General features: G+C 42.7%; 17 protein-coding genes. 13 read left to right on the top strand and 4 right to left on the bottom strand.

Annotation, left to right across the window (positions count from 1 at the left end):
- Positions 1-38: 38 nt before the first annotated feature.
- The 5 genes from AC13CS_RS16605 to AC13CS_RS16585 all read left to right on the top strand — a co-directional run bounded on the left by AC13CS_RS16605 (position 39) and on the right by AC13CS_RS16585 (position 8,588).
- Positions 39-2,825, top strand: coding sequence for a TonB-dependent receptor (locus tag AC13CS_RS16605; RefSeq protein ID WP_482888907.1), 2,787 nt, complete (start codon positions 39-41; stop codon positions 2,823-2,825).
- A 161-nt stretch (positions 2,826-2,986) separates the two neighbouring features.
- Entirely contained in the window at positions 2,987-4,495 is a 1,509-nt protein-coding gene (atpD, locus tag AC13CS_RS16600; RefSeq protein ID WP_293165804.1) for a F0F1 ATP synthase subunit beta, read from the top strand.
- A gap of 87 nt (positions 4,496-4,582) precedes the next feature.
- Positions 4,583-4,861 (top strand): F0F1 ATP synthase subunit delta/epsilon, encoded by a 279-nt coding sequence (locus tag AC13CS_RS16595; RefSeq protein ID WP_163624988.1) that lies wholly within the window; start codon positions 4,583-4,585, stop codon positions 4,859-4,861.
- 161 nt (positions 4,862-5,022) lie between these two features.
- On the top strand, positions 5,023-6,381 hold the full coding sequence (radA, locus tag AC13CS_RS16590; RefSeq protein ID WP_293165807.1) for a DNA repair protein RadA: 1,359 nt from the start codon (positions 5,023-5,025) through the stop codon (positions 6,379-6,381).
- 50 nt (positions 6,382-6,431) lie between these two features.
- Positions 6,432-8,588 (top strand): outer membrane protein assembly factor BamB family protein, encoded by a 2,157-nt coding sequence (locus AC13CS_RS16585; protein WP_482888906.1) that lies wholly within the window; start codon positions 6,432-6,434, stop codon positions 8,586-8,588.
- A gap of 1 nt (position 8,589) precedes the next feature.
- Here AC13CS_RS16585 and AC13CS_RS16580 read toward each other — a convergent pair whose 3' ends face one another.
- Together AC13CS_RS16580 and AC13CS_RS16575 are read right to left on the bottom strand one after the other, a co-directional pair.
- Positions 8,590-9,630, bottom strand: a complete 1,041-nt coding sequence (locus tag AC13CS_RS16580) for an NADP(H)-dependent aldo-keto reductase (protein ID WP_293165811.1) — start codon at positions 9,628-9,630, stop codon at positions 8,590-8,592.
- Positions 9,631-9,690: 60 nt separating this feature from the next.
- Positions 9,691-10,455 (bottom strand): exodeoxyribonuclease III, encoded by a 765-nt coding sequence (locus AC13CS_RS16575; RefSeq protein WP_293165813.1) that lies wholly within the window; start codon positions 10,453-10,455, stop codon positions 9,691-9,693.
- Between the two features lie 135 nt (positions 10,456-10,590).
- Here AC13CS_RS16575 and AC13CS_RS16570 point away from each other — a divergent pair, with 135 nt between their 5' ends.
- From AC13CS_RS16570 to AC13CS_RS16540, 7 genes are all read left to right on the top strand, one after another.
- On the top strand, positions 10,591-11,154 hold the full coding sequence (locus tag AC13CS_RS16570; RefSeq protein WP_293165815.1) for a cysteine hydrolase family protein: 564 nt from the start codon (positions 10,591-10,593) through the stop codon (positions 11,152-11,154).
- Positions 11,151-13,319: a TonB-dependent receptor domain-containing protein gene (locus tag AC13CS_RS16565; RefSeq protein WP_293165817.1), complete on the top strand. Its 2,169-nt coding sequence runs from the start codon at positions 11,151-11,153 to the stop codon at positions 13,317-13,319. Before AC13CS_RS16570 ends, AC13CS_RS16565 begins: the two co-directional genes overlap by 4 nt.
- 10 nt (positions 13,320-13,329) lie before the next feature.
- Positions 13,330-13,815, top strand: coding sequence for a GyrI-like domain-containing protein (locus tag AC13CS_RS16560; RefSeq protein ID WP_293165819.1), 486 nt, complete (start codon positions 13,330-13,332; stop codon positions 13,813-13,815).
- An 82-nt stretch (positions 13,816-13,897) separates the two neighbouring features.
- Complete coding sequence (locus AC13CS_RS16555) at positions 13,898-14,152, top strand: autorepressor SdpR family transcription factor (protein ID WP_293165821.1); 255 nt, start codon at positions 13,898-13,900, stop codon at positions 14,150-14,152.
- A 3-nt stretch (positions 14,153-14,155) separates the two neighbouring features.
- Complete coding sequence (locus AC13CS_RS16550; protein WP_293165823.1) at positions 14,156-14,797, top strand: SdpI family protein; 642 nt, start codon at positions 14,156-14,158, stop codon at positions 14,795-14,797.
- Positions 14,798-14,866: 69 nt separating this feature from the next.
- Complete coding sequence (locus tag AC13CS_RS16545) at positions 14,867-15,382, top strand: DUF3124 domain-containing protein (RefSeq protein ID WP_293165825.1); 516 nt, start codon at positions 14,867-14,869, stop codon at positions 15,380-15,382.
- 104 nt (positions 15,383-15,486) lie between these two features.
- A complete protein-coding gene (locus tag AC13CS_RS16540) occupies positions 15,487-17,154 on the top strand; it encodes a formate--tetrahydrofolate ligase (RefSeq protein ID WP_482888905.1) in 1,668 nt (555 codons plus the stop codon).
- A 3-nt stretch (positions 17,155-17,157) separates the two neighbouring features.
- On the opposite strand, the gene AC13CS_RS16535 is transcribed toward AC13CS_RS16540, so the two are convergent.
- Positions 17,158-18,699 carry a glycine--tRNA ligase gene (locus AC13CS_RS16535; RefSeq protein WP_293165829.1) on the bottom strand — a complete coding sequence of 514 codons (1,542 nt, stop codon included), beginning with the start codon at positions 18,697-18,699 and terminating at the stop codon, positions 17,158-17,160.
- Between the two features lie 36 nt (positions 18,700-18,735).
- Positions 18,736-19,632 (bottom strand): hypothetical protein, encoded by an 897-nt coding sequence (locus tag AC13CS_RS16530; RefSeq protein ID WP_482888904.1) that lies wholly within the window; start codon positions 19,630-19,632, stop codon positions 18,736-18,738.
- 49 nt (positions 19,633-19,681) lie between these two features.
- On the opposite strand from AC13CS_RS16530, the gene AC13CS_RS16525 reads away from it, so the two are divergent.
- Positions 19,682-20,377, top strand: a complete 696-nt coding sequence (locus AC13CS_RS16525) for a ComF family protein (RefSeq protein ID WP_482888903.1) — start codon at positions 19,682-19,684, stop codon at positions 20,375-20,377.
- The last annotated feature ends 18 nt before the right edge of the window (positions 20,378-20,395 follow it).

Here is a 20,395-nt window from a genome sequence, read left to right as displayed (position 1 = left end):
ACATGCACAATAACTAAATTAACTCTAATCCATAGCAAATGAAAAAACTTATGTTTCTTTCCCTAATGCTGTTGGGTTTGGCAACTTATGGTCAGACCACCGTACAGGGAAAGGTAGTTGATGAAAATAACGATCCCATACCGGGAGCCAATGTGGTCTTGGTAGGGAAAGCAGAAGGAACCACTACGGACTTTGATGGAAATTTTACCTTTAATACTGATGAAGCCCCCCCTTTTCAGCTTCAATTTTCCAGTATAGGTTTCTCGGATTTTACAGCCAATGTCACTTCAAACAACCAGACACTTACCATCACACTTTCGGAAGCCAACACCATGTTGGATGAAATTGTGATTTCAGCATCAAGAACACCGGAACGTATTTTTGAGTCTCCCGTGTCCGTTGAAAGATTTGGTCTTAGGGAAATTAAAAACACTACGGCAGAATCCTTTTATGGAGGTCTTCAAAACTTGAAGGGAGTGGACATTAATACAAACAGTTTAACATTTCAATCCGTCAATACCAGAGGTTTTGCAACTTTTGCCAACAACAGGTTCTTGCAGTTGGTAGATGGTATGGACAACACCGCACCCGGACTTAATTTTGTACTGGGTAACCTTGTGGGGATGTCGGAACTGGATGTGCAGAGTGTAGAAATTCTTCCAGGAGCTTCATCTGCACTATATGGTGCAGGTGCCTTTAACGGTATCCTATTTATGAGAAGTAAAAACCCCTTCGATTTTCAAGGGATCAGTGCCTACGCCAAAGGCGGGGTAACCACCCAAGACGCTGCGGGAAGCAATTTTTATAAAGATTTTGGCGTACGTGCCGCCCATGCCTTTAGCGATAAAGTAGCTGTTAAGGCAAACCTATCGGTTCTGACCGGTGAGGATTGGCATGCCAACAGCAGAGCGGATTTGAACAATCCAGGAGCAGACCGTTCCAATCCAGCCTACGACGGATTGAATGTATATGGTGATGAGGTTTCTACAGTATTGGACTTTGATGCGGCTGCTGGCTTACCATCAGGAACTGTTGGATCTGCACTGGTTTCCAGAACAGGGTATGATGAAGCCGATTTGGCCGACTATGGTGCGGAAAGCGTAAAAGCGGATTTTGCATTGCATTACAGGCCGTTTGCCGATGATTTGGAAGTGATTCTTAACAGCAGAATTGGTCGCGGTACCACCATTTATCAAGGAGCCAACCGGTATGCTGTAAGTGGGTTTACCATGCAGCAGCACAAGTTGGAAATCAAAAACGACAACTTCTTTTTAAGGGGATACATTGTTTCCGAAAACTCGGGCGATGCCTACGACACCCGTTTTGCGGCCATCAATGTGAATAGATTATGGAAACGGGATGCCCCAAACCCAGATGACCCTACCGAAAGATCTTGGTTCGGGGATTATGCTGGAAGATATATACCAACCTTTTTAGGACTTGTTCAGCAAGGAACTTCTCGTGAGGATGCATCTGTACAAGCACATGCCGCGGCAAGAGCTTATGCAGATGAAGGAAGATTGATTCCCGGGACACCAGCTTTTGAAAGTGCATTCAATAAGGTTATCAATGATGGGGACTTAACCACAGGGGCAAAGTTCATTGATAAAACCAAATTCCGTCACGTAAACGGTAATTACAATATTGCCCACCTGATAGATGATTGGGCCGATATTCAAATCGGAGGCTCTTTCAGGGAATATGAGTTGAATTCCAATGGAACCATTTTTACAGATATTGATGGTCCCATCAAATACAACGAGTACGGAGCCTACCTTCAAGTACAGAAGAAATTTTTGGATGACCGTTTAAAATTTACAGGTTCTGCCCGTTATGATAAAAATGAATTTTTTGATGGATTTCTTTCACCAAGAGTTTCCTTTGCCTACACATTGGGAGAAGAAAGAAACCATAACCTTAGGGTTTCAGTACAGCAAGGGTTTAGAAATCCAACAACACAGGACTTGTTCATTGGTTTAAATGCAGGACGTGCTATTTTGGTAGGTTCCGCACCATCAAACTTGGACAGGGATGTGAGAACATTTGATATAAGTGAGAAAGCTCAGGAGGATCTTGGTCAACCCGCTACGGTGGAAATTGTAGGTCGTGAAGCCTATGAAAATGCCTATTCCGTAAGTTCCTTACAAGCTGGAGCTCCTGAAGTAGTCAATACACCACTTGTGAAACCAGAGGAAATCATAGCTTATGAAGCAGGTTATCGTGGGCAAGTGGGTAAGTTCACCATTGACTTGAGCGGATACTACAATAGCTATTCCGACTTTTTGGCCAATACCACCACAGCTGTTCCTTTTTATGGTGAAGCAGGAGATGGAGGTCTTTCCTTGTTGGCACTTCAGAACGGAGATTACCAAGTGTATCAAACCTATACCAATTCCGAGGCAGATATCAATTCCTACGGAGGTACCGTTGGTGTAGATACCAAACTTGGAAACTTTGATCTAGGGGTTAACTACACATTCGCCGAATTGGATATTGATGAAGGAAAGTACCCGGACCTTAGGACAAATTTCAATACACCAAAGCACAAGGTAAAAGCATCTTTCGGGAATGCGGCACTCTTCAAAAACTTTGGTTTTAACGTTAACTACCGTTGGAGCGACAGCTATTACTGGGAAGCTTCGTTTGCCGATGGCAATATTCCAGCATACACTGTGTTGGATGCCCAGATCAACTATTCGGTTCCATCCATCAAATCAGTTTTCAAACTGGGGGGATCTAATCTGTTGGGTGATGAATATTACACGGCAATCGGCACAGGATTTATCGGTTCCATATACTATTTGTCTTGGAGCATAAACCCTTAAACAACAGATAACAAGCAAAACTAAGGGCGTTGGGTTTTCCAACGCCTTTTTTCTTTAAAAAAAACTGAAATCGGTTTCTGAATAAAAATGTAAAAGCATATCTTTGCAGCCGAAAAAATAGCGGTCATTTTCCGCGTATTCAATTATAAATAAACATACTAATGTCTAAAGTAACAGGTAAGGTTGCCCAAATTATAGGCCCGGTCATTGATGTTGAGTTTGAATCAGGGGTAGAAATCCCAAGAATTTATGACTCACTTGAAATAGCAAAAGCTGATGGCTCAAGATTGGTTCTCGAAGTACAATCACACATTGGTGAGAATACCGTAAGAACCATCTCTATGGACTCTACCGATGGTTTGAGCAGAGGTGTAGAGGTAGTAGCTACCGGAAATCCAATTCAAATGCCAATTGGCGAAGATGTTTACGGACGTCTTTTCAATGTGATCGGTGATGCCATCGATGGTTTGGAAGAACTGCCTAAAACTGGAGACAACGGACTTCCAATTCACCGTGAAGCACCAAAATTTGAAGACCTTTCTACTTCTACAGAAGTACTTTTTACAGGTATTAAAGTAATCGACCTTATCGAACCTTATGCAAAGGGTGGTAAAATTGGATTGTTTGGTGGTGCTGGGGTTGGTAAAACCGTATTGATTCAGGAGTTGATTAACAACATTGCAAAAGGCCACGGTGGTTTATCCGTGTTCGCAGGTGTTGGAGAGCGTACTCGTGAAGGAAACGATTTGCTACGTGAGATGTTGGAATCCGGCATTATAAAATACGGGGACGATTTCTTGCACTCCATGGAAGAAGGAGGATGGGATTTGTCCAAAGTAGACAAAAGCGCCATGAAAGAATCCAAGGCAACCTTTGTGTTCGGTCAGATGAACGAACCACCGGGAGCACGTGCTCGTGTGGCATTGTCTGGATTGACCATTGCAGAATATTTCCGTGATGGATCGGGAGAAGGACAAGGTAAAGACGTTCTTTTCTTCGTAGATAATATTTTCCGTTTTACCCAAGCAGGTTCCGAGGTATCGGCACTTTTAGGCCGTATGCCATCCGCGGTAGGTTACCAACCAACATTGGCCACAGAAATGGGTGCCATGCAGGAAAGGATTACATCAACAAAAAGAGGTTCCATTACATCGGTACAAGCGGTTTACGTTCCTGCGGATGACTTGACGGATCCGGCACCGGCAACAACATTTGCCCACTTGGATGCCACTACCGTACTTTCACGTAAAATTGCCGAGTTGGGTATTTATCCTGCTGTAGATCCATTGGATTCCACTTCAAGGATTTTGACCCCTGAAATTTTGGGTAAAGAGCATTACGATTGTGCACAACGTGTAAAAGAGTTATTGCAACGCTACAAAGAGCTTCAGGATATTATCGCCATCTTGGGTATGGAAGAACTTTCTGAAGAAGATAAGTTGGCCGTAGGTAGGGCAAGACGTGTACAACGCTTCTTGTCACAGCCATTCCACGTAGCAGAGCAATTTACCGGTATTCCTGGGGTATTGGTGGACATTAAAGAGACCATCAAAGGATTCAACATGATTATGGACGGTAAACTAGATCACCTGCCAGAATCTGCCTTTAACCTTAAAGGTACCATCGAGGAAGCCATAGAGGCTGGAGAGAAAATGTTGGCAGAAGCATAGTGTCATTCCTGCGGAAGCAGGAATCCCATAGTTAATTAAGTCAAAGTGTAAAAGATTCCCGTTTGCACGGGAATGACAAAAGAAAATATGTATTTAGAAATAGTATCACCCGAAGCCACCTTATTCTCAGGCGAAGTAACCGCGGTTACCGTTCCTGGTATAAATGGTGAGTTCCAAATGCTGGAGAACCACGCACCTGTTGTTTCTTTGTTGCAAAAGGGAAGCGTAAAAGTAAAGGGCAACATCACTATAGATGAAGCCTTTGCCGATAAGTTTTCCAAAGGAAAAAATGGAGAAACTGTTTTGGCAATCTCAAGCGGTACTGTTGAAATGAAAGACAATAAAGTAATCGTTCTGGCCGATTAAAAAATGAATTCTTGATTAACCTAAAATAGGTTGATAGATTTAATCCTGTGAAGCTAGCTTCACAGGATTTTTTGTTGCTATAAAGTCAGGTAGTTTGAGTTAATTTGCACAAATCGGATAAAATCCAAAAATCCATATCTTAGACATCTCATTTATTTTTAATGGCCAAAACAAAAACAGCATTTTTTTGTCAAAACTGTGGGACCCAATTCCCAAAATGGATTGGGCAATGTTCCTCTTGCAAGGAGTGGAACACCATTGTGGAAGAAGTGGTCCAAAAAGAAGACAAAAAAAGTTGGAAGACCAACAAAACTGCCAAACAAGCCAACAAACCCCTACGTGTTTCAGAAATTACACAAGAAAAAGAACTCCGACTGGATACCTTGGACCAAGAGTTCAATCGTGTTTTGGGAGGTGGATTGGTACCGGGTTCGCTTACTTTACTGGGAGGAGAACCAGGTATTGGAAAAAGTACCTTGTTGCTTCAAATTGCGTTAAAACTGCCCTACAAAATTCTATATGTTTCAGGGGAAGAAAGTCAACGGCAAATAAAAATGCGAGCCGACCGCATTCAACCCAACAGCGAAAATTGCTACATCCTTACCGAAACCAAAACCCAGAACATTTTTCAGCAGATATCGACCATTGAACCCGATTTGGTTATTATTGACTCCATCCAAACCCTCCACACCGATTATATCGAATCCGCAGCTGGAAGCATTTCACAAATCCGTGAAAGCACCGCGGAGCTCATCAAATTTGCGAAAGAGAGCCATACACCCGTTATTTTGGTAGGGCACATCACCAAGGACGGAACCATTGCAGGCCCCAAGATTCTGGAACACATGGTGGATACCGTTCTTCAGTTTGAAGGTGATCGCAATTACGTGTATCGTATCCTTCGTTCCCTCAAAAACCGATTTGGTTCCACAGCCGAACTCGGTATTTACGAAATGCAGGGAAGCGGTTTGCGTGAAGTGAACAACCCATCCGAAATATTGATTTCCAAAAATGAGGAAGACCTCAGCGGCACTGCCATTGCAGCAACTGTTGAAGGTATGCGACCTTTGCTTATTGAAATACAGGCTTTGGTGAGCACCGCTGTTTACGGAACGCCGCAACGATCCGCAACAGGTTTCAATGCCAAAAGGTTGAACATGCTTTTAGCCGTTTTGGAGAAGCGAGCGGGTTTTAAACTAGCAGCCAAGGATGTTTTTTTAAATATTACCGGTGGAATCTCCGTGGACGACCCAGCCATTGATTTAGCCGTAATGGCCGCTATTTTATCCAGTAACTCCGATATTCCCATTGAAAAAGGTACTTGTTTTGCAGCTGAAGTAGGACTTGCTGGTGAAATTAGACCCGTGCAACGGGTGGACCAACGCATTCTTGAAGCGGAAAAATTAGGTTTCTCTACCATATTTGTCTCCAAAAACAACAAAATCGGCCTAAAAAAGACAGGGATACAGGTACAAAAAGTATCCAAGATTGAAGATGTGGTCGCCCATTTATTTGGGTAAACCAGTAATTGTAGGTTTCTTTCTATATTTAGGGAACATTCAAACTGCACATGAAAAGATATTTTCTTTTTCTTCCAATAGCAATTTTGGTTTCTTGCTCCAATCCAGATTCAAATAAGGCCAACAAAACCTATTTCACCACTTGGGAACATTATTTGGGAGACCCCGAACGAACGCATTTTTCCAATCTTGATCAGATCAACACCTCCAATGTAAATCAATTAAAACTCGCTTGGAGCTATAAAAGCGGAGGACTGAAAGAAGGAAGAACAACACAGATACAGACTAGCCCCTTAATGGTAGAAGATGTACTTTATGGGGTAAATGCCGCCATTGAGTTGTTCGCAATCAACGCAAAAACAGGAACAGAAATCTGGAAATTTTCGCCAAAAACCAAGGATGAATCAGGTTTGGGACTCAATCGTGGACTGAATTATTGGAAATCGGATGGCAAAGCACCCGGTCGTATCTTTTTCTCCTCCGGATCAAAACTGTACGCCATCAATATTGAAACAGGCAAGCCCATTACCGATTTTGGCAACAACGGCAGCATTGACCTCCATGACGGCTTGGGCAGAGACCCCAATAAGTTGTCCGTAGTATCCAATACCCCTGGAGCCGTTTTTCAGAACATACTCATTCAAGGTACTCGTGTGGGCGAAGGACCCGGCTCTTCACCAGGACACATACGGGCATACGATGTACTCACAGGTAAAATTTTATGGACTTTCCACACCATTCCCCAACCAGGAGAATTTGGTTACAACACCTGGCCTGGCGAAGCCTATAAAAAAGTTGGCGGTGCCAACAGCTGGCCGGGCATGGCCTTGGACAAGGAGAAGGGCATTGTTTATATTCCTACGGGTTCGGCCGCTTTTGACTGGTATGGTGGCGACCGCGAAGGATCCAACCTTTTTGCCAATTCCCTGTTGGCGCTAAATGCCACTACTGGGGAACGTATTTGGCATTTTCAAATGGTACACCACGATATTTGGGACAGAGACTTGCCCGCACCGCCCAACTTGGTGGATATTGTTAGGGACGGACAAACCATTCCTGCGGTAGCACAAGTAACCAAAAGTGGGCACATATTTGTGTTCAACCGAATAACTGGGGAGCCTCTCTTCCCTATCGAGGAAAAGGCCTATCCAAGTTCCACACTGCTTGGTGAAAAAGCGTTCGAAACTCAACCCCTACCCTTAAAACCAGCTCCTTTTGCCCGTCAAATTTTAACAGAAGACGATTTATACGCACCGAACAGAACTGCTTTTGTTGATGATTTGGTTCAAGGGAATGAAACCAAGGATAATCCAACTGTGTTGGAAAAATTCAACTCCATTACATCACAAGGGCAATTTATACCGATGGATACTACGGGAGTGATTTTATTCCCAGGTGCCGACGGTGGCGCCGAATGGGGCGGAGCAGCGCTCGACCCCAGAGATGGTGTGATGTACGTTAACGCCAATGAAATGGCTTGGATCATTAAAATGAAAGAAGTTGGTAGTGATGGAGAAGGTTCCAGCGTGGGGCAAAGTTTGGCACAAATTCACTGTGCCAGATGCCATGGTGGCAATTTACAGGGTTTAAACGGAATTCCTGAGCTCCAAAATGTGAAGTTGCGATTGAAATCCGATTCCATAAAAACCATTATCCAAAAAGGTCGCGGTGCCATGCCGGGCATGCCCAATCTTTCCGAGGAGGAAACCAATGCCATTACCGAGTTTGTTATGGGTATGGAAGAAGCGAAAGACCATAGGGTAGAAAAATTAAAAGTTGATGTACCCTATTCTGTAGCCAGTTTTGCCAGATTTAAGGACGATAGGGGTTATCCTGTGGTAAAACCGCCATGGGGCACCTTGAATGCCATCGACCTTAATTCAGGGGAATATCTGTGGTCGGTGCCTTTGGGGCATGAAGAAAGTTTGGAAGACCCCAATGTTCCCGTTTCTGGACTTGAAAACTATGGAGGTCCAGTGGTCACCAAAGGTGGGGTGCTCTTTATTGCGGCCACCAAGGATGAAAAAATCCGTGCCTTTAACATGAAAACCGGCAAACAACTTTGGGAAGACCAGCTTCCTGCTAGTGGTTATGCCACACCCATTACCTATCAAGTCGATGGGAAACAATACGTCGTGATTTCCTGTGGAGGAGGCAAAATGGGTACCCCTTCGGGTGATGAATACCGTGCTTATGCTTTAGAATAGTTTATGGTGCGGGATTTGGAATCTCTCTATGGATTTCTTCAATCCCGTCCAAGACCGCATCGGATAGGTCCACATCTATACTGGCAATGTTCTCCTTGAGTTGTTCCATACTGGTTGCACCAATAATGTTACTGGTAAGGAATGGTCTGGTGTTCACAAAGGCCAAGGCCATTTGTGCCATGCTCAAACCGTGTTCACTGGCCAATTGAGCATACTTCTCGGTAGCCTGTACAGCTGTATCGCCGCTATATCTGTTGTAATTCGGAAACAAAGTCACCCTTGCTTTTCTTGGCGGTATTTCGGTCAGGTATTTTCCGCTCAACACTCCAAATCCGAGTGGGGAATAAGCCAACAAACCTATTTGCTCACGCATGGCAACCTCGGATAGCCCAACCTCAAACAATCGGTTCAAGAGATTATATGGGTTTTGAATTGTTAGCATTCTAGGTAAAGACTGGTGCACCTTGCTTTCTTCCAAATAACGCATGGCACCCCAAGGAGTTTCATTGGACAATCCTACATGGCGAATCTTGCCTTCGGCAATCAAATCGCGCAATGTTTCCAATACTTGGTGGATATTATCATCCCAAACATCAACCGCATGGGCATTGTAGCCACGTTGTCCAAAATAATTGGTGTTCCGCTCCGGCCAATGGAGCTGGTACAAGTCGATATAATCGGTTTGTAAACGTTTTAAACTGCCTTCAACAGCACTGATAATGGATTCCTTACTGAACCCCGTGCTGCGAATGTGCTTCGCAGCGTGTCCAGGCCCCGCTATTTTAGATGCAAGCACCACTTTGTCCCGATTGCCTGTTTTTTTGAACCAGTTCCCTATAAATTCTTCGGTTACCGCGTACAGTTCTTTCTTTGCCGGAACCGGGTACAGCTCGGCCGTATCAAAAAAGTTCACACCTTGATCTAAGGCATAGTCCATCTGTTCATACGCCTCATCTTCATTGTTTTGGCGGCCCCAGGTCATGGTTCCCAAACAAATTTTGGATATTCGGATATCGGTATGTGGAATTCTGGTGTATTTCATCTTTTTTGGTTTAGGACAGTTAAAGGTACTGAAACAAAAACTTCGGCCTTTACGCCAATGTTATTTCTCAACTTCCAATAAAATGGGGCAATGGTCGCTATGCTTGGCTTCGGACAAAATCACGGAACGTTTGAGCCTATTTTCCAAGGGTTCTGCAACCATTCCATAATCCAAACGCCAGCCCTTGTTATTGGCCCGTGCATTGGCCCGGTAACTCCACCACGTGTAATTATCTGGTTCTTTGTTGAAATGTCTAAAACTATCAATAAAACCACTTTCCATAAAATTGCCTATCCATTCACGCTCCACGGGCAAAAATCCTGATACATTTTTGTTGCGAACGGGATCGTGGATGTCTATTGCCTCATGACAGATATTGTAATCCCCACAAACAATTAGGTTGGGGCGTTCTTTTCGAAGTTCCTCCGAATACTTTTGGAAATCGGCCATGTACGTCAACTTAAAATCCAAACGATCCATATTGGTGCCAGATGGCAAATACATGCTCATTACAGAAAGGTCTCCAAAATCGGCACGGATGTTTCTCCCCTCATGATCCATATAATCTATTCCCGTTCCGAATTCTACGTTATCCGGTTCGTTTTTACATAGTAAAGCCACACCGCTGTATCCTTTTTTCTGTGCACTGAACCAGTAGTGGTAAGGGTAACCGGCTTCTTCAAAAAGATGGGTATCCACTTGCTCTTTCATGGCCTTGGTCTCTTGCAAACAAACTACGTCTGGACCAACGGATGTCAACCACTCCATAAACCCTTTGTTCATTGCCGCCCGGATTCCGTTAACATTGTATGATGCGATTTTCATATTATCAAATTTGTTCAAAAATAGCTATTGTGAACGGCTCCCTAAAATTGAATTTACCAATGGATGTATCGATGGAAAGAATGAACACCTGCTTTCTTGATGTTTTCCCGTATTTTTAGATCCAAATTCATCCTCATGACCGCACTTGTTCTAATAGATACCCAACTTGGGCTTCAAGAAACAACATTTTATGGTATGGAGCGGAACAATCCCGAAGCTGAAGCAAATTGTGGCAGACTACTCAAACACTTCAGAAAAAAACATTTGCCCATTTTCCATATAAAGCACAATTCGACCAACCTTAGTTCACCCTTGCACCCCAATAAAATGGGAAACGAATTCCACCCCGCGGTGCAACCAATGATCAACGAACCTGTGTTTGAAAAAACCGTGAACAGTGCTTTTATCGGAACCAATCTGGAGGCAAGTTTAAAAGCTCAAAATATTTCCAACTTGGTGATTGCGGGACTCACCATTGAGCATTGTATTTCCACTTCGGTTCGGATGGCCTCAAACCTTGGTTTTAATGTTATTTTGGTTTCTGATGCCACTGCTGCCTTTGATAAAATTGGGTTTGATGGAAAAAAATATAGTGCAGACATCATTTTTCATTCGGAATTGGCCAACTTAAAAGATGAATTTGCAACAATCAAGAACACCGAAACAGTACTAAACGAACTAGACAAATCATTTCAATGAGTTTTAAAATCAACTACCTTGAGGTAAGCCCAGGAGGTCTTCAAACAAAAAAAATCAATTTATTTCGATGTAGAACGTCGGGGAATAAAACCCTCAATGAGGGATTTAAGGGATTCTCCCTACTTTTCACACTTTTATTTGCACTTCAAATAATAGCACAGGACACCCAAAAAGACTCCATAACACAATTGGATGAAGTTGTCCTTACCCAAGATGCCATTCCTAAAAAAGCTACGGGAATTACATCTTCATCCAAGATTGCAGGTCAGGCTTTTGAGCGTTTCAATCCCACGGACATCCCTTCTGCCATCAATCAGATTTCGGGTGTTTATATTCTATCGGGAGCCATCAACACCAACCGAATTACGATCCGCGGCATCGGTGCAAGAACACCCTACGGAACCAACAAGCTACGCATGTACTTTAACGGTATTCCCGTTACCAATGGCACTGGCTCCTCCACCATCGAGGCCTACGATTATGAGAATTTAGGTGCCGTAGAGGTTATAAAAGGCCCAAAAGCCACTGCGTATGGTTCCAATTTGGGCGGTGCCATTTTGCTGGACACCAAGGCATCCGTTCAAGACAAGACCCAACTCATTAATTCGTTCGCGATGGGGTCTTACAATATGTTGAAAGACAACTTGACATTCTCCCATTCGGAAGAAGGTTTTAACCTCAGTTTGAGTTACAATCACTTGGAAACAGATGGTTATAGACAGAACAGTCAGTTCCAGCGTGATGGTTTACTGTTGAACACCCAATTCCAAACCGGGCAAAAAAGCAGCATGGCCATTTTGGTAAACTATATCGACTATACAGCGCATATTCCGAGTTCCATTAATAAAACAGATTTTGAGGAAGACCCTACGAGGGCACCATCAAACTGGTTGGAATCACAGGGCTATGAGGCCAACAATTATATTTTAACGGGCGTGTCACATACCTATCAGTTTTCCGAAAACCTCCAAAATACCACAAGTGTTTTCTATACTTACTTGGACCATTACGAACCTAGACCTTTCGATATTTTGGATGAGTTTACCAACGGATTTGGTCTTCGGAGCCGCTTTGCCGGCAATTGGGGGAATGCACAGTTCACCTTTGGTGGCGAGTTCTATAAAGATGAATACCATTGGGGCACTTTTGAAAATCTGTATGAAGAAAATAATGGCAATGGTAGCCTGCAAGGGAGTCAACTAAGCGACAATACAGAGTTTAGGCGGCAATTCAACCTTTTTGGGACGCTTACCTATCCTTTAATGACAAATTTTTCCGCCCAATTGGGACTAAACTTGAACAAGACCCATTACGATTTCAGGGACTTGTTCAACCAAGGAAATGCCAATGCTTCTGCAGAACGTGATTTTGATGCCATTTTGCTACCAAATCTGGGGCTCAACTATCAATTAAAAAACGGGAAAATCTATGCAAACATCAGTAGGGGTTTTTCCAATCCCAGTTTGGAAGAAACACTTACTCCAGAAGGAGTCATCAACCCGGACATTGCCCAAGAAACGGGAACAAACTATGAACTTGGAAGTGAATTGGCACTATTTGAGAAAAGGCTTTCGGTGAATATCGGCCTGTACCGAATGAACGTGAAAAACCTGTTGGTGGCCCAACGTGTGGGAGAGGATCAATATATTGGCAGAAATGCCGGGAAAACGCGTCACCAAGGGTTGGAACTGGACTTGCAATACCGAGGAAAACTATCACAGTCGGTTACCTTTTCCCCATATCTCAGCTATACATTGAACGACCATAGTTTTGTGAATTTTGTTGACGGCGACAACGATTATTCGGGCAATCCGCTCACCGGGGTGCCAAAACATCGATTAAGTTCGGGTATCGATTTAAGGCATTCAAACGGGTTACTGCTTAACTTGACCCATCAGTATGTGGACGAAATTCCCTTAACGGATGCCAATTCCATAAGCAGCGATTCCTTTAACGTGTTCCATGCCAAGTTGGGCTTCCGCACCTCACTTTCTTCGCATATCAGTTTAGGTATTAATGCGGGGATCAACAATATTTTTGATAGTAATTACGCCCAATCCGTATTGATCAATGCCGTTGGTTTTGGAGGCGCACAGCCCAGATATTTTTATCCGGGAAATGCACGCAATTATTTTGGAGGTATGCAATTAAATTATGTTTTTTAAAATTTGATCAATGACACCAAAAATAGAAACCCTACCTCCTACAAAATTAATTGGCAAAAAACTGAGTACATCTTTCGCTGATGATAAAACTTTTGATCTTTGGACTAGCTTTTCACCAAGGAAAAGGGAGGTCAAAAACTCCATTAATAATGACCTTTATTCGGTAGAAATTTATCCCGACACGTCCTTTTTTAAAAATTTTGACCCTACCCAGGCATTTGAAAAATGGGCCGCCATTGCCGTATCCGATTTTGAACAAATTCCCGACCAAATGGAAAGCCTAGTATTGCCCAAAGGCCTATATGCAGTTTTTCCATACAAAGGAAAACCGAGCCATGCCATGGAAACCTTCAAGTATATTTATTCAGAATGGTTACCCAATTCAGAATATGAAATGGACAGCAGGCCCTACTTTGCACTAATGGGCGATAAATACAAAGGAGAGCACCCCGAATCCGAAGAGGAGTTTTGGGTGCCTATAAAAGTCAAACAGTAAGCAATATTGGGTGCTAGAACACAACTATTTTGAAATTTCAATTAACATTTAGATATTTGCCTAAATAGCTAAATATAAAAAAATGAATTCCCTGTTCAAGGCCCTGAATGATGAAACACGTAGAGAGATTGTAGAACTACTCAAAGAAAAGGATATGAACGCGGGAGAGATTGCCGAGCGGTTTCAAATTTCGAAACCAAGTATTTCCCACCATTTGGATATATTAAAACAAGCCAATCTGGTCACTAGTGAAAAAAAAGGACAGTTTATGGAATATTCACTTAACACCACCATTTTAGAAGATTTGCTTAACTGGATACTAACCCTTAAAAAATAAATTATGAAGCTTAAAAAAGAATTGCCGCTCATCGGAATTGTATTGCTGCCCTTTCTCTACTTAACCTACGTTTGGAAGCAGTTGCCCAGTGAAGTTCCCTTGCACTGGAATATAAAGGGGGAGGTGGACCGCTACGGCGATAGATCGGAACTTATCCTTATCCCTATTTTAACTTCTTTGTTGATCTACGTGATATTTTTGGCGGTACCCTACATCGACCCGAAAAAACAAATCCAAAAAATGGGCAAGAAATATGATACCTTAAAATGGATTATTACCACTTTTATGTCGGTTTTGGCATTGTTTATCATATACACTGCAAAAAATCAATCCATTGCCAATCCCAATTATATTTTGTTGTTATGCGGAATCCTTTTCATCATATTTGGCAACTATTTCAAAACAATCAAAACCAATTATTTTATAGGTATCCGAACGCCTTGGACCTTGGAAAATGAAAGTGTTTGGAAAGAAACCCACAAATTGGGAGGCAAAATCTGGTTCGCAGGCGGTTTGCTTGTCATTCTATCCAGCCTAATTTTTAATGAACAGACCAATTTTATCATTTTTATGACCATCATCGCTGTAATGGTCTTGGTTCCTGTAGTATATTCTTATCTGTTATTCAGAAAGCAAAAAGACTAATTCATCAAATAAAAAAGCTTTGAATAGGATTGTGAGTAATCCGTATCTTAGTTACCAATTGCAAATCATATGACACGAAATTATATTTCTTTCCTGTTTTTGCTCCTGATTTTTTCCTGTACCGAAAAAAACAAGAAAGAAGTGAGTTCCATCGACCCTGTAAACTGGAGCAATCGCACGGCCCATATCTCCGAGCAGGATTCTTTGGTGCAAGGCATTTCGTATCTCTCCGTGTATTCCGAGATTTATAGTGAAACCGAACACCGCACCCACAACCTTACCAGTACCATAAGTATGCGGAATACCAACCTAAGAGATACCATCTACATCCACAAGGCGGAATATTTTGATACCAAGGGCAATCCCATCAGAACTTATTTTGATGAGCCCATCTACATAAAACCGATGGAAACCGTTGAAATTGTGATTGATGAGAAGGACAAGTCAGGCGGAACAGGTGCCAACTTTCTTTTTAATTGGTCCATTAAACCCACTTCCCACGAGCCTTATTTTGAAGGGGTCATGATTTCCACTTCGGGACAACAAGGTTTGTCTTTCACCACCGAAGGTAGAAGAGTCGAATAGTCCTCTCGAACCTACAAATATCATAGTTTTACTCCCTCGATTATGTATCTTGTATAGCAATTAGGGGAAGGATACACCTTTTCCTTGCGCATAAAAACTAAACTATGAACGATTTACTAATCGCCAAAGGTGTTTCTTTGAAACACATATCCACCATTGCAGAAAAATTTGGAATCGACCCAGAGCACATTGAAATGTTCGGGAAATACAAGGCCAAACTTCCTCTTAAGGCCATTAACCGAGATAAAGCCAAAAACAGTAATTTAATTTTGGTATCGGCCATTTCCCCAACCCCAGCTGGCGAGGGAAAAACTACCATGTCCATAGGCCTTTCCGAAGGATTGAACCGTTTGGGCAAAAAAACAACCGTGGTATTACGGGAGCCATCATTAGGACCTGTTTTTGGAATTAAAGGAGGTGCCACTGGCGGTGGTTATTCCCAAGTGTTGCCCATGGAGGACATCAACCTGCACTTTACGGGCGATTTTGCCGCCATTGAAAAGGCACACAATCTTTTATCGGCCATTATTGACAACAATATTCAGAATAAAACCAATTCTTTACGATTGGACCCGAGAACCATTGGCTGGAAACGGGTAATGGATATGAACGACCGTTCCCTGCGCCACATCATAGTGGGGCTTGGTGGTACCACTTCGGGCGTGCCAAGGGAAACCGGATTTGATATTACCGCTGCCTCCGAGATCATGGCCATTCTCTGCTTGGCCGAAAGCCTAAGCGACCTAAAAAAGCGATTGGGCAACATTTTTGTGGGGTACACTTTTGACAGAAAACCTATCTACGCTAAAGATTTGAAGGCCGAAGGCGCTATGGCCGCCTTGTTGAAGGATGCCATAAAACCCAATTTGGTACAGACCATAGAGGGAAACCCCGCCATTATTCACGGTGGGCCTTTTGCCAATATAGCACAAGGAACCAACTCTGTACTGGCTACTTTAATGGGAATGTCCCATTCTGATTACACCGTTACAGAAGCTGGATTTGGATTTGACTTAGGGGCCGAAAAATTCTTCGACATCAAATGTAAAAGTGCTGGTTTAAAGCCCAAGGCCGTTGTGCTTACCACAACTATTCGGGCATTAAAATATCATGGGGGCGCAGATTTAAAATCGTTGACCGAACCCAACGTAGAGGCCTTGAAAAAAGGGCTTCCGAATTTGGAGAAGCATTTGGAAAACATCGCTAAATTCAACGTTGTTCCCGTAATTGCCATCAATAAATTTGTTACAGACACGGATGAAGAAATTGCGGTAATCAAGGCATTAGCAGTATCAAAAGGTGTTCGAGTAGCCGTTGCCAATGTTTGGGAGAAGGGTGGTGATGGCGCAGAAGAATTGGCTAAATCCGTAATTGAGATTGTGGAATCCAAAGCCTCCGATTTCCAACCACTTTATGATTGGAAATCAACAGTAAAAGACAAAATAGCCACTATTGCCACCGAAATTTATGGTGCGGAATACGTGGATTACACCGCCAAAGCCAAAGCTGATTTAAGAAAAATCGCAGACCTTGGTTTAGATCAACTGCCCGTTTGCATTGCCAAGACCCAAAAGTCATTATCGGACAATCCTAAATTACTGGGCAGGCCCAAAGATTTTATCATCACCGTGCGAGAAATAGAAATTGCCGTTGGGGCAGGTTTCCTTATTCCGATAACGGGCAACATTATGCGAATGCCCGGATTACCAGCACATCCATCATCCGAAGGTATCGACATTAATGATGCTGGGGAGATTACCGGATTGTTCTAAGCCTTAGATTTTCTGTAACCAATAACGCATATCCACTTCTTTGGAGATGATTTCCTTCACCTCTGAAAGCTTTACACGTTTTTGATCCATGGTATCCCTATGGCGGATGGTTACCGTATCGTCTTCCAATGTTTGATGGTCTACGGTAACACAAAAGGGTGTTCCCGCAGCATCTTGACGGCGGTAACGGCGCCCTACGGCATCTTTTTCATCATAATCCACATTGAAATCCCATTTTAGCTCATCCACTAATTTTTGGGCAACTTCTGGCAGTCCATCCCGCTTCAACAATGGCAAAACGGCCACTTTGTTGGGGGCGAGCACAGCCGGAATTTTAAGTACGGTACGTGTAGAGCCATTTTCGAGCTCTTCTTCTTGCAAAGAGTTAGAGAACACAGCCAAGAACATACGATCTAATCCAATGGAAGTTTCCAACACGTAGGGCGTGTAGCTCTTATTCTCTTCGTGGTCGAAATACTGTAGTTTCTTGCCCGAGTATTCCTCATGCTTGCCCAAATCAAAATCGGTACGGGAATGGATTCCCTCCAGTTCTTTGAAACCAAACGGAAACCTAAACTCGATATCTGAAGCTGCATCGGCATAGTGCGCCAATTTTTCGTGGTCATGGAAACGGTAGTTGTCGGCTCCCATTCCCAAAGAAAGGTGCCATTTCATCCGTTTCTCTTTCCACGCCTCGTACCACTCCAATTGGGTGCCTGGTTTTATAAAGAATTGCATCTCCATCTGTTCAAATTCCCTCATACGAAAGATAAACTGACGGGCCACAATTTCGTTACGGAAGGCTTTTCCTGTTTGGGCAATCCCAAACGGAATTTTCATCCTTCCGGTTTTCTGTACGTTCAAAAAGTTCACAAATATACCTTGTGCGGTTTCAGGACGAAGATACAGGTCCATGGCACTATCGGCAGAAGCTCCGAGTTTGGTGCCGAACATTAGGTTGAACTGCTTTACATCGGTCCAATTTTTTGATCCTGAAAGCGGACATGCAATCTCCAATTCCTCGATTAAGGCTTTTACATCAGCCAAATCTTCTTTTTCCAAAGACTGACCCATTCTTTTAAGAATGGAATCGGCTTTCTCTTGATAACCTAGTACCCTATTATTGGTCGCTAAGAATTGCTCCTTATCAAAGCTATCTCCAAAGCGTTTTTCAGCTTTTTTGACTTCTTTTTCGATTTTGGCTTCGATTTTGGCTACATAATCCTCGATCAAAACATCGGCACGATACCTTTTTTTGGAATCTTTATTGTCTATCAAAGGGTCGTTAAAGGCATCTACGTGGCCAGAGGCCTTCCATGTGGTGGGATGCATAAATATGGCGGCATCAATCCCCACGATGTTCTCATTGAGCTGCACCATGGCCTTCCACCAATATTCGCGAATGTTCTTTTTTAGCTCGGCACCATTTTGACCGTAGTCATAAACTGCACTGAGTCCATCATAAATCTCACTGGATTGAAATACATATCCGTATTCCTTTGCGTGGGAGATAACCTTCTTAAAAATGTCTTCCTGATTTGCCATTGGGCAAAAATAGAATTTTACCCAAAAAGAAGTATGTTATTTCAACTGAAATTCAGTGGAAGCCAGCAATCTTTCATCTTCAAAGACATTTAGGGTATAAATTCCTTCTGCCAACGACCCTTCGGGTACGGTAATGGCATCACAAATACTGATTTCCTTTCCGGTGTAGACAATCTCAACTTTTTTGCTGTATGTATTCCCGCTAACCGAAATTGTATTGGCGTTATCCTCGATAATGGCCATATTGGGATCCAAAAACTGGAGGTATAGCACTTTTATGTCCCCCTTCGTGTTAGGGTCGCTCAATATGGTAACGCATCCTCTCAACTTTTCGATCACAGAAGCCTTATTGGTTTTTATGGGTCTGCCAGCCCTTAACCTAAAACCACTGCCTTCGGCATCTTGTAGTTTTAAATAGCTTTTAATTTTGAGTTCCTTGGCAAGTTCCTTATTGGTCTCGCGAAGCAAAGATTCTGTTTGTTGCATACTATTGGCCCTGCCCCGTAGTTCTTCCAACCGCTTCAAGGTCTCGTCGTACTTGCTTGCCAGTAAACTATTGTTGTACCTAAGAAAGTTGTTTTTGAGCTTCAGGCTGTCAAAACGCAACTCCAATTTACGAAGTTCCTTTCTGGTTTCCTTTAATTTGGTGATACTGAAGTTTAATCTGCCGACGGAGTCCAAAAGTTGTTGCACCCTAAAACGGGAGGTTTGCAACTCGATTTCGTTTACCTCATTTAATCCCGATAAACGGTCAACCTCTGCCCTCATCAATGTTAAATCCTTTACCAAAAGTAATTTTTCCTCCTCCAAATAGATCATTTGGTTTTTGGATTGGGCGTAGCTGTAATAAAAGGCAATAAGAATCCCCACAATTACCGCGGCCATAGCGGCAAAAATAATTTTGTAGTTGAAATTGTTATCTTGGGAGTTCATGGGGTTGACAGACTACTCTAAAAATGTATAAGATTTGACACCAAAAAGGTTGGCTAAGATAATAAACGAGATTAACAACATCCTATTGCCAAGGGTATGTTTTGGATGTAATGCGCAATTATTCAGGGATGAACATGTTTTGTGTGCCGTTTGTCGACATGATGTGCCACTCACCGATTATAACTATCTGGAAGAAAATGCCGTGGATCGTATATTTTATGGTAGAATTCCCATAAAAAAAGCTGCATCGTTTGTTTTCTTCTCCAAAAATGGGCTGATAAAAAATTTATTGCACTGGCTCAAATACAAAAACCAAGAACAGATCGGAGGTTTTTTTGGGGATTGGTGCGGTGCCCAATTAAAAGAAAGTGGTCAACTCGGCCATATTGATGCAGTAGTACCGGTTCCTTTGCATCCCAAAAAGCTGAAAAAGCGGGGCTACAATCAAGTAGCTTTATTTGCGCGTACAATTGCGGAAAATTTAGGTGCTGAATATTGTGATGATTGGTTGATAAAAGTGAAGAACATAAAAACCCAGACAAAAAAAGGCCGACAAAGTCGCTGGGAAAGCTCTAAAGATGCCTTCGACCTCAATGCATCATACAACAGAAAATTTAAGCATGTGCTTTTGGTGGACGATGTTATCACTACCGGGGCAACCATTGAATCTTGTACAAAAACACTTCTCCAACAAAAAAACATAGCGGTTTACGTATTGAGTATGGCCATGGTACCGGAGGGTTAAATTTTATTAATGCGTTGT

This window comes from Flagellimonas sp. B-3, from assembly GCF_056857835.1.
The sequence above is the reverse complement of the archived record's forward strand: the minus strand, read 5'-3'. Positions and strand labels throughout refer to the sequence as shown.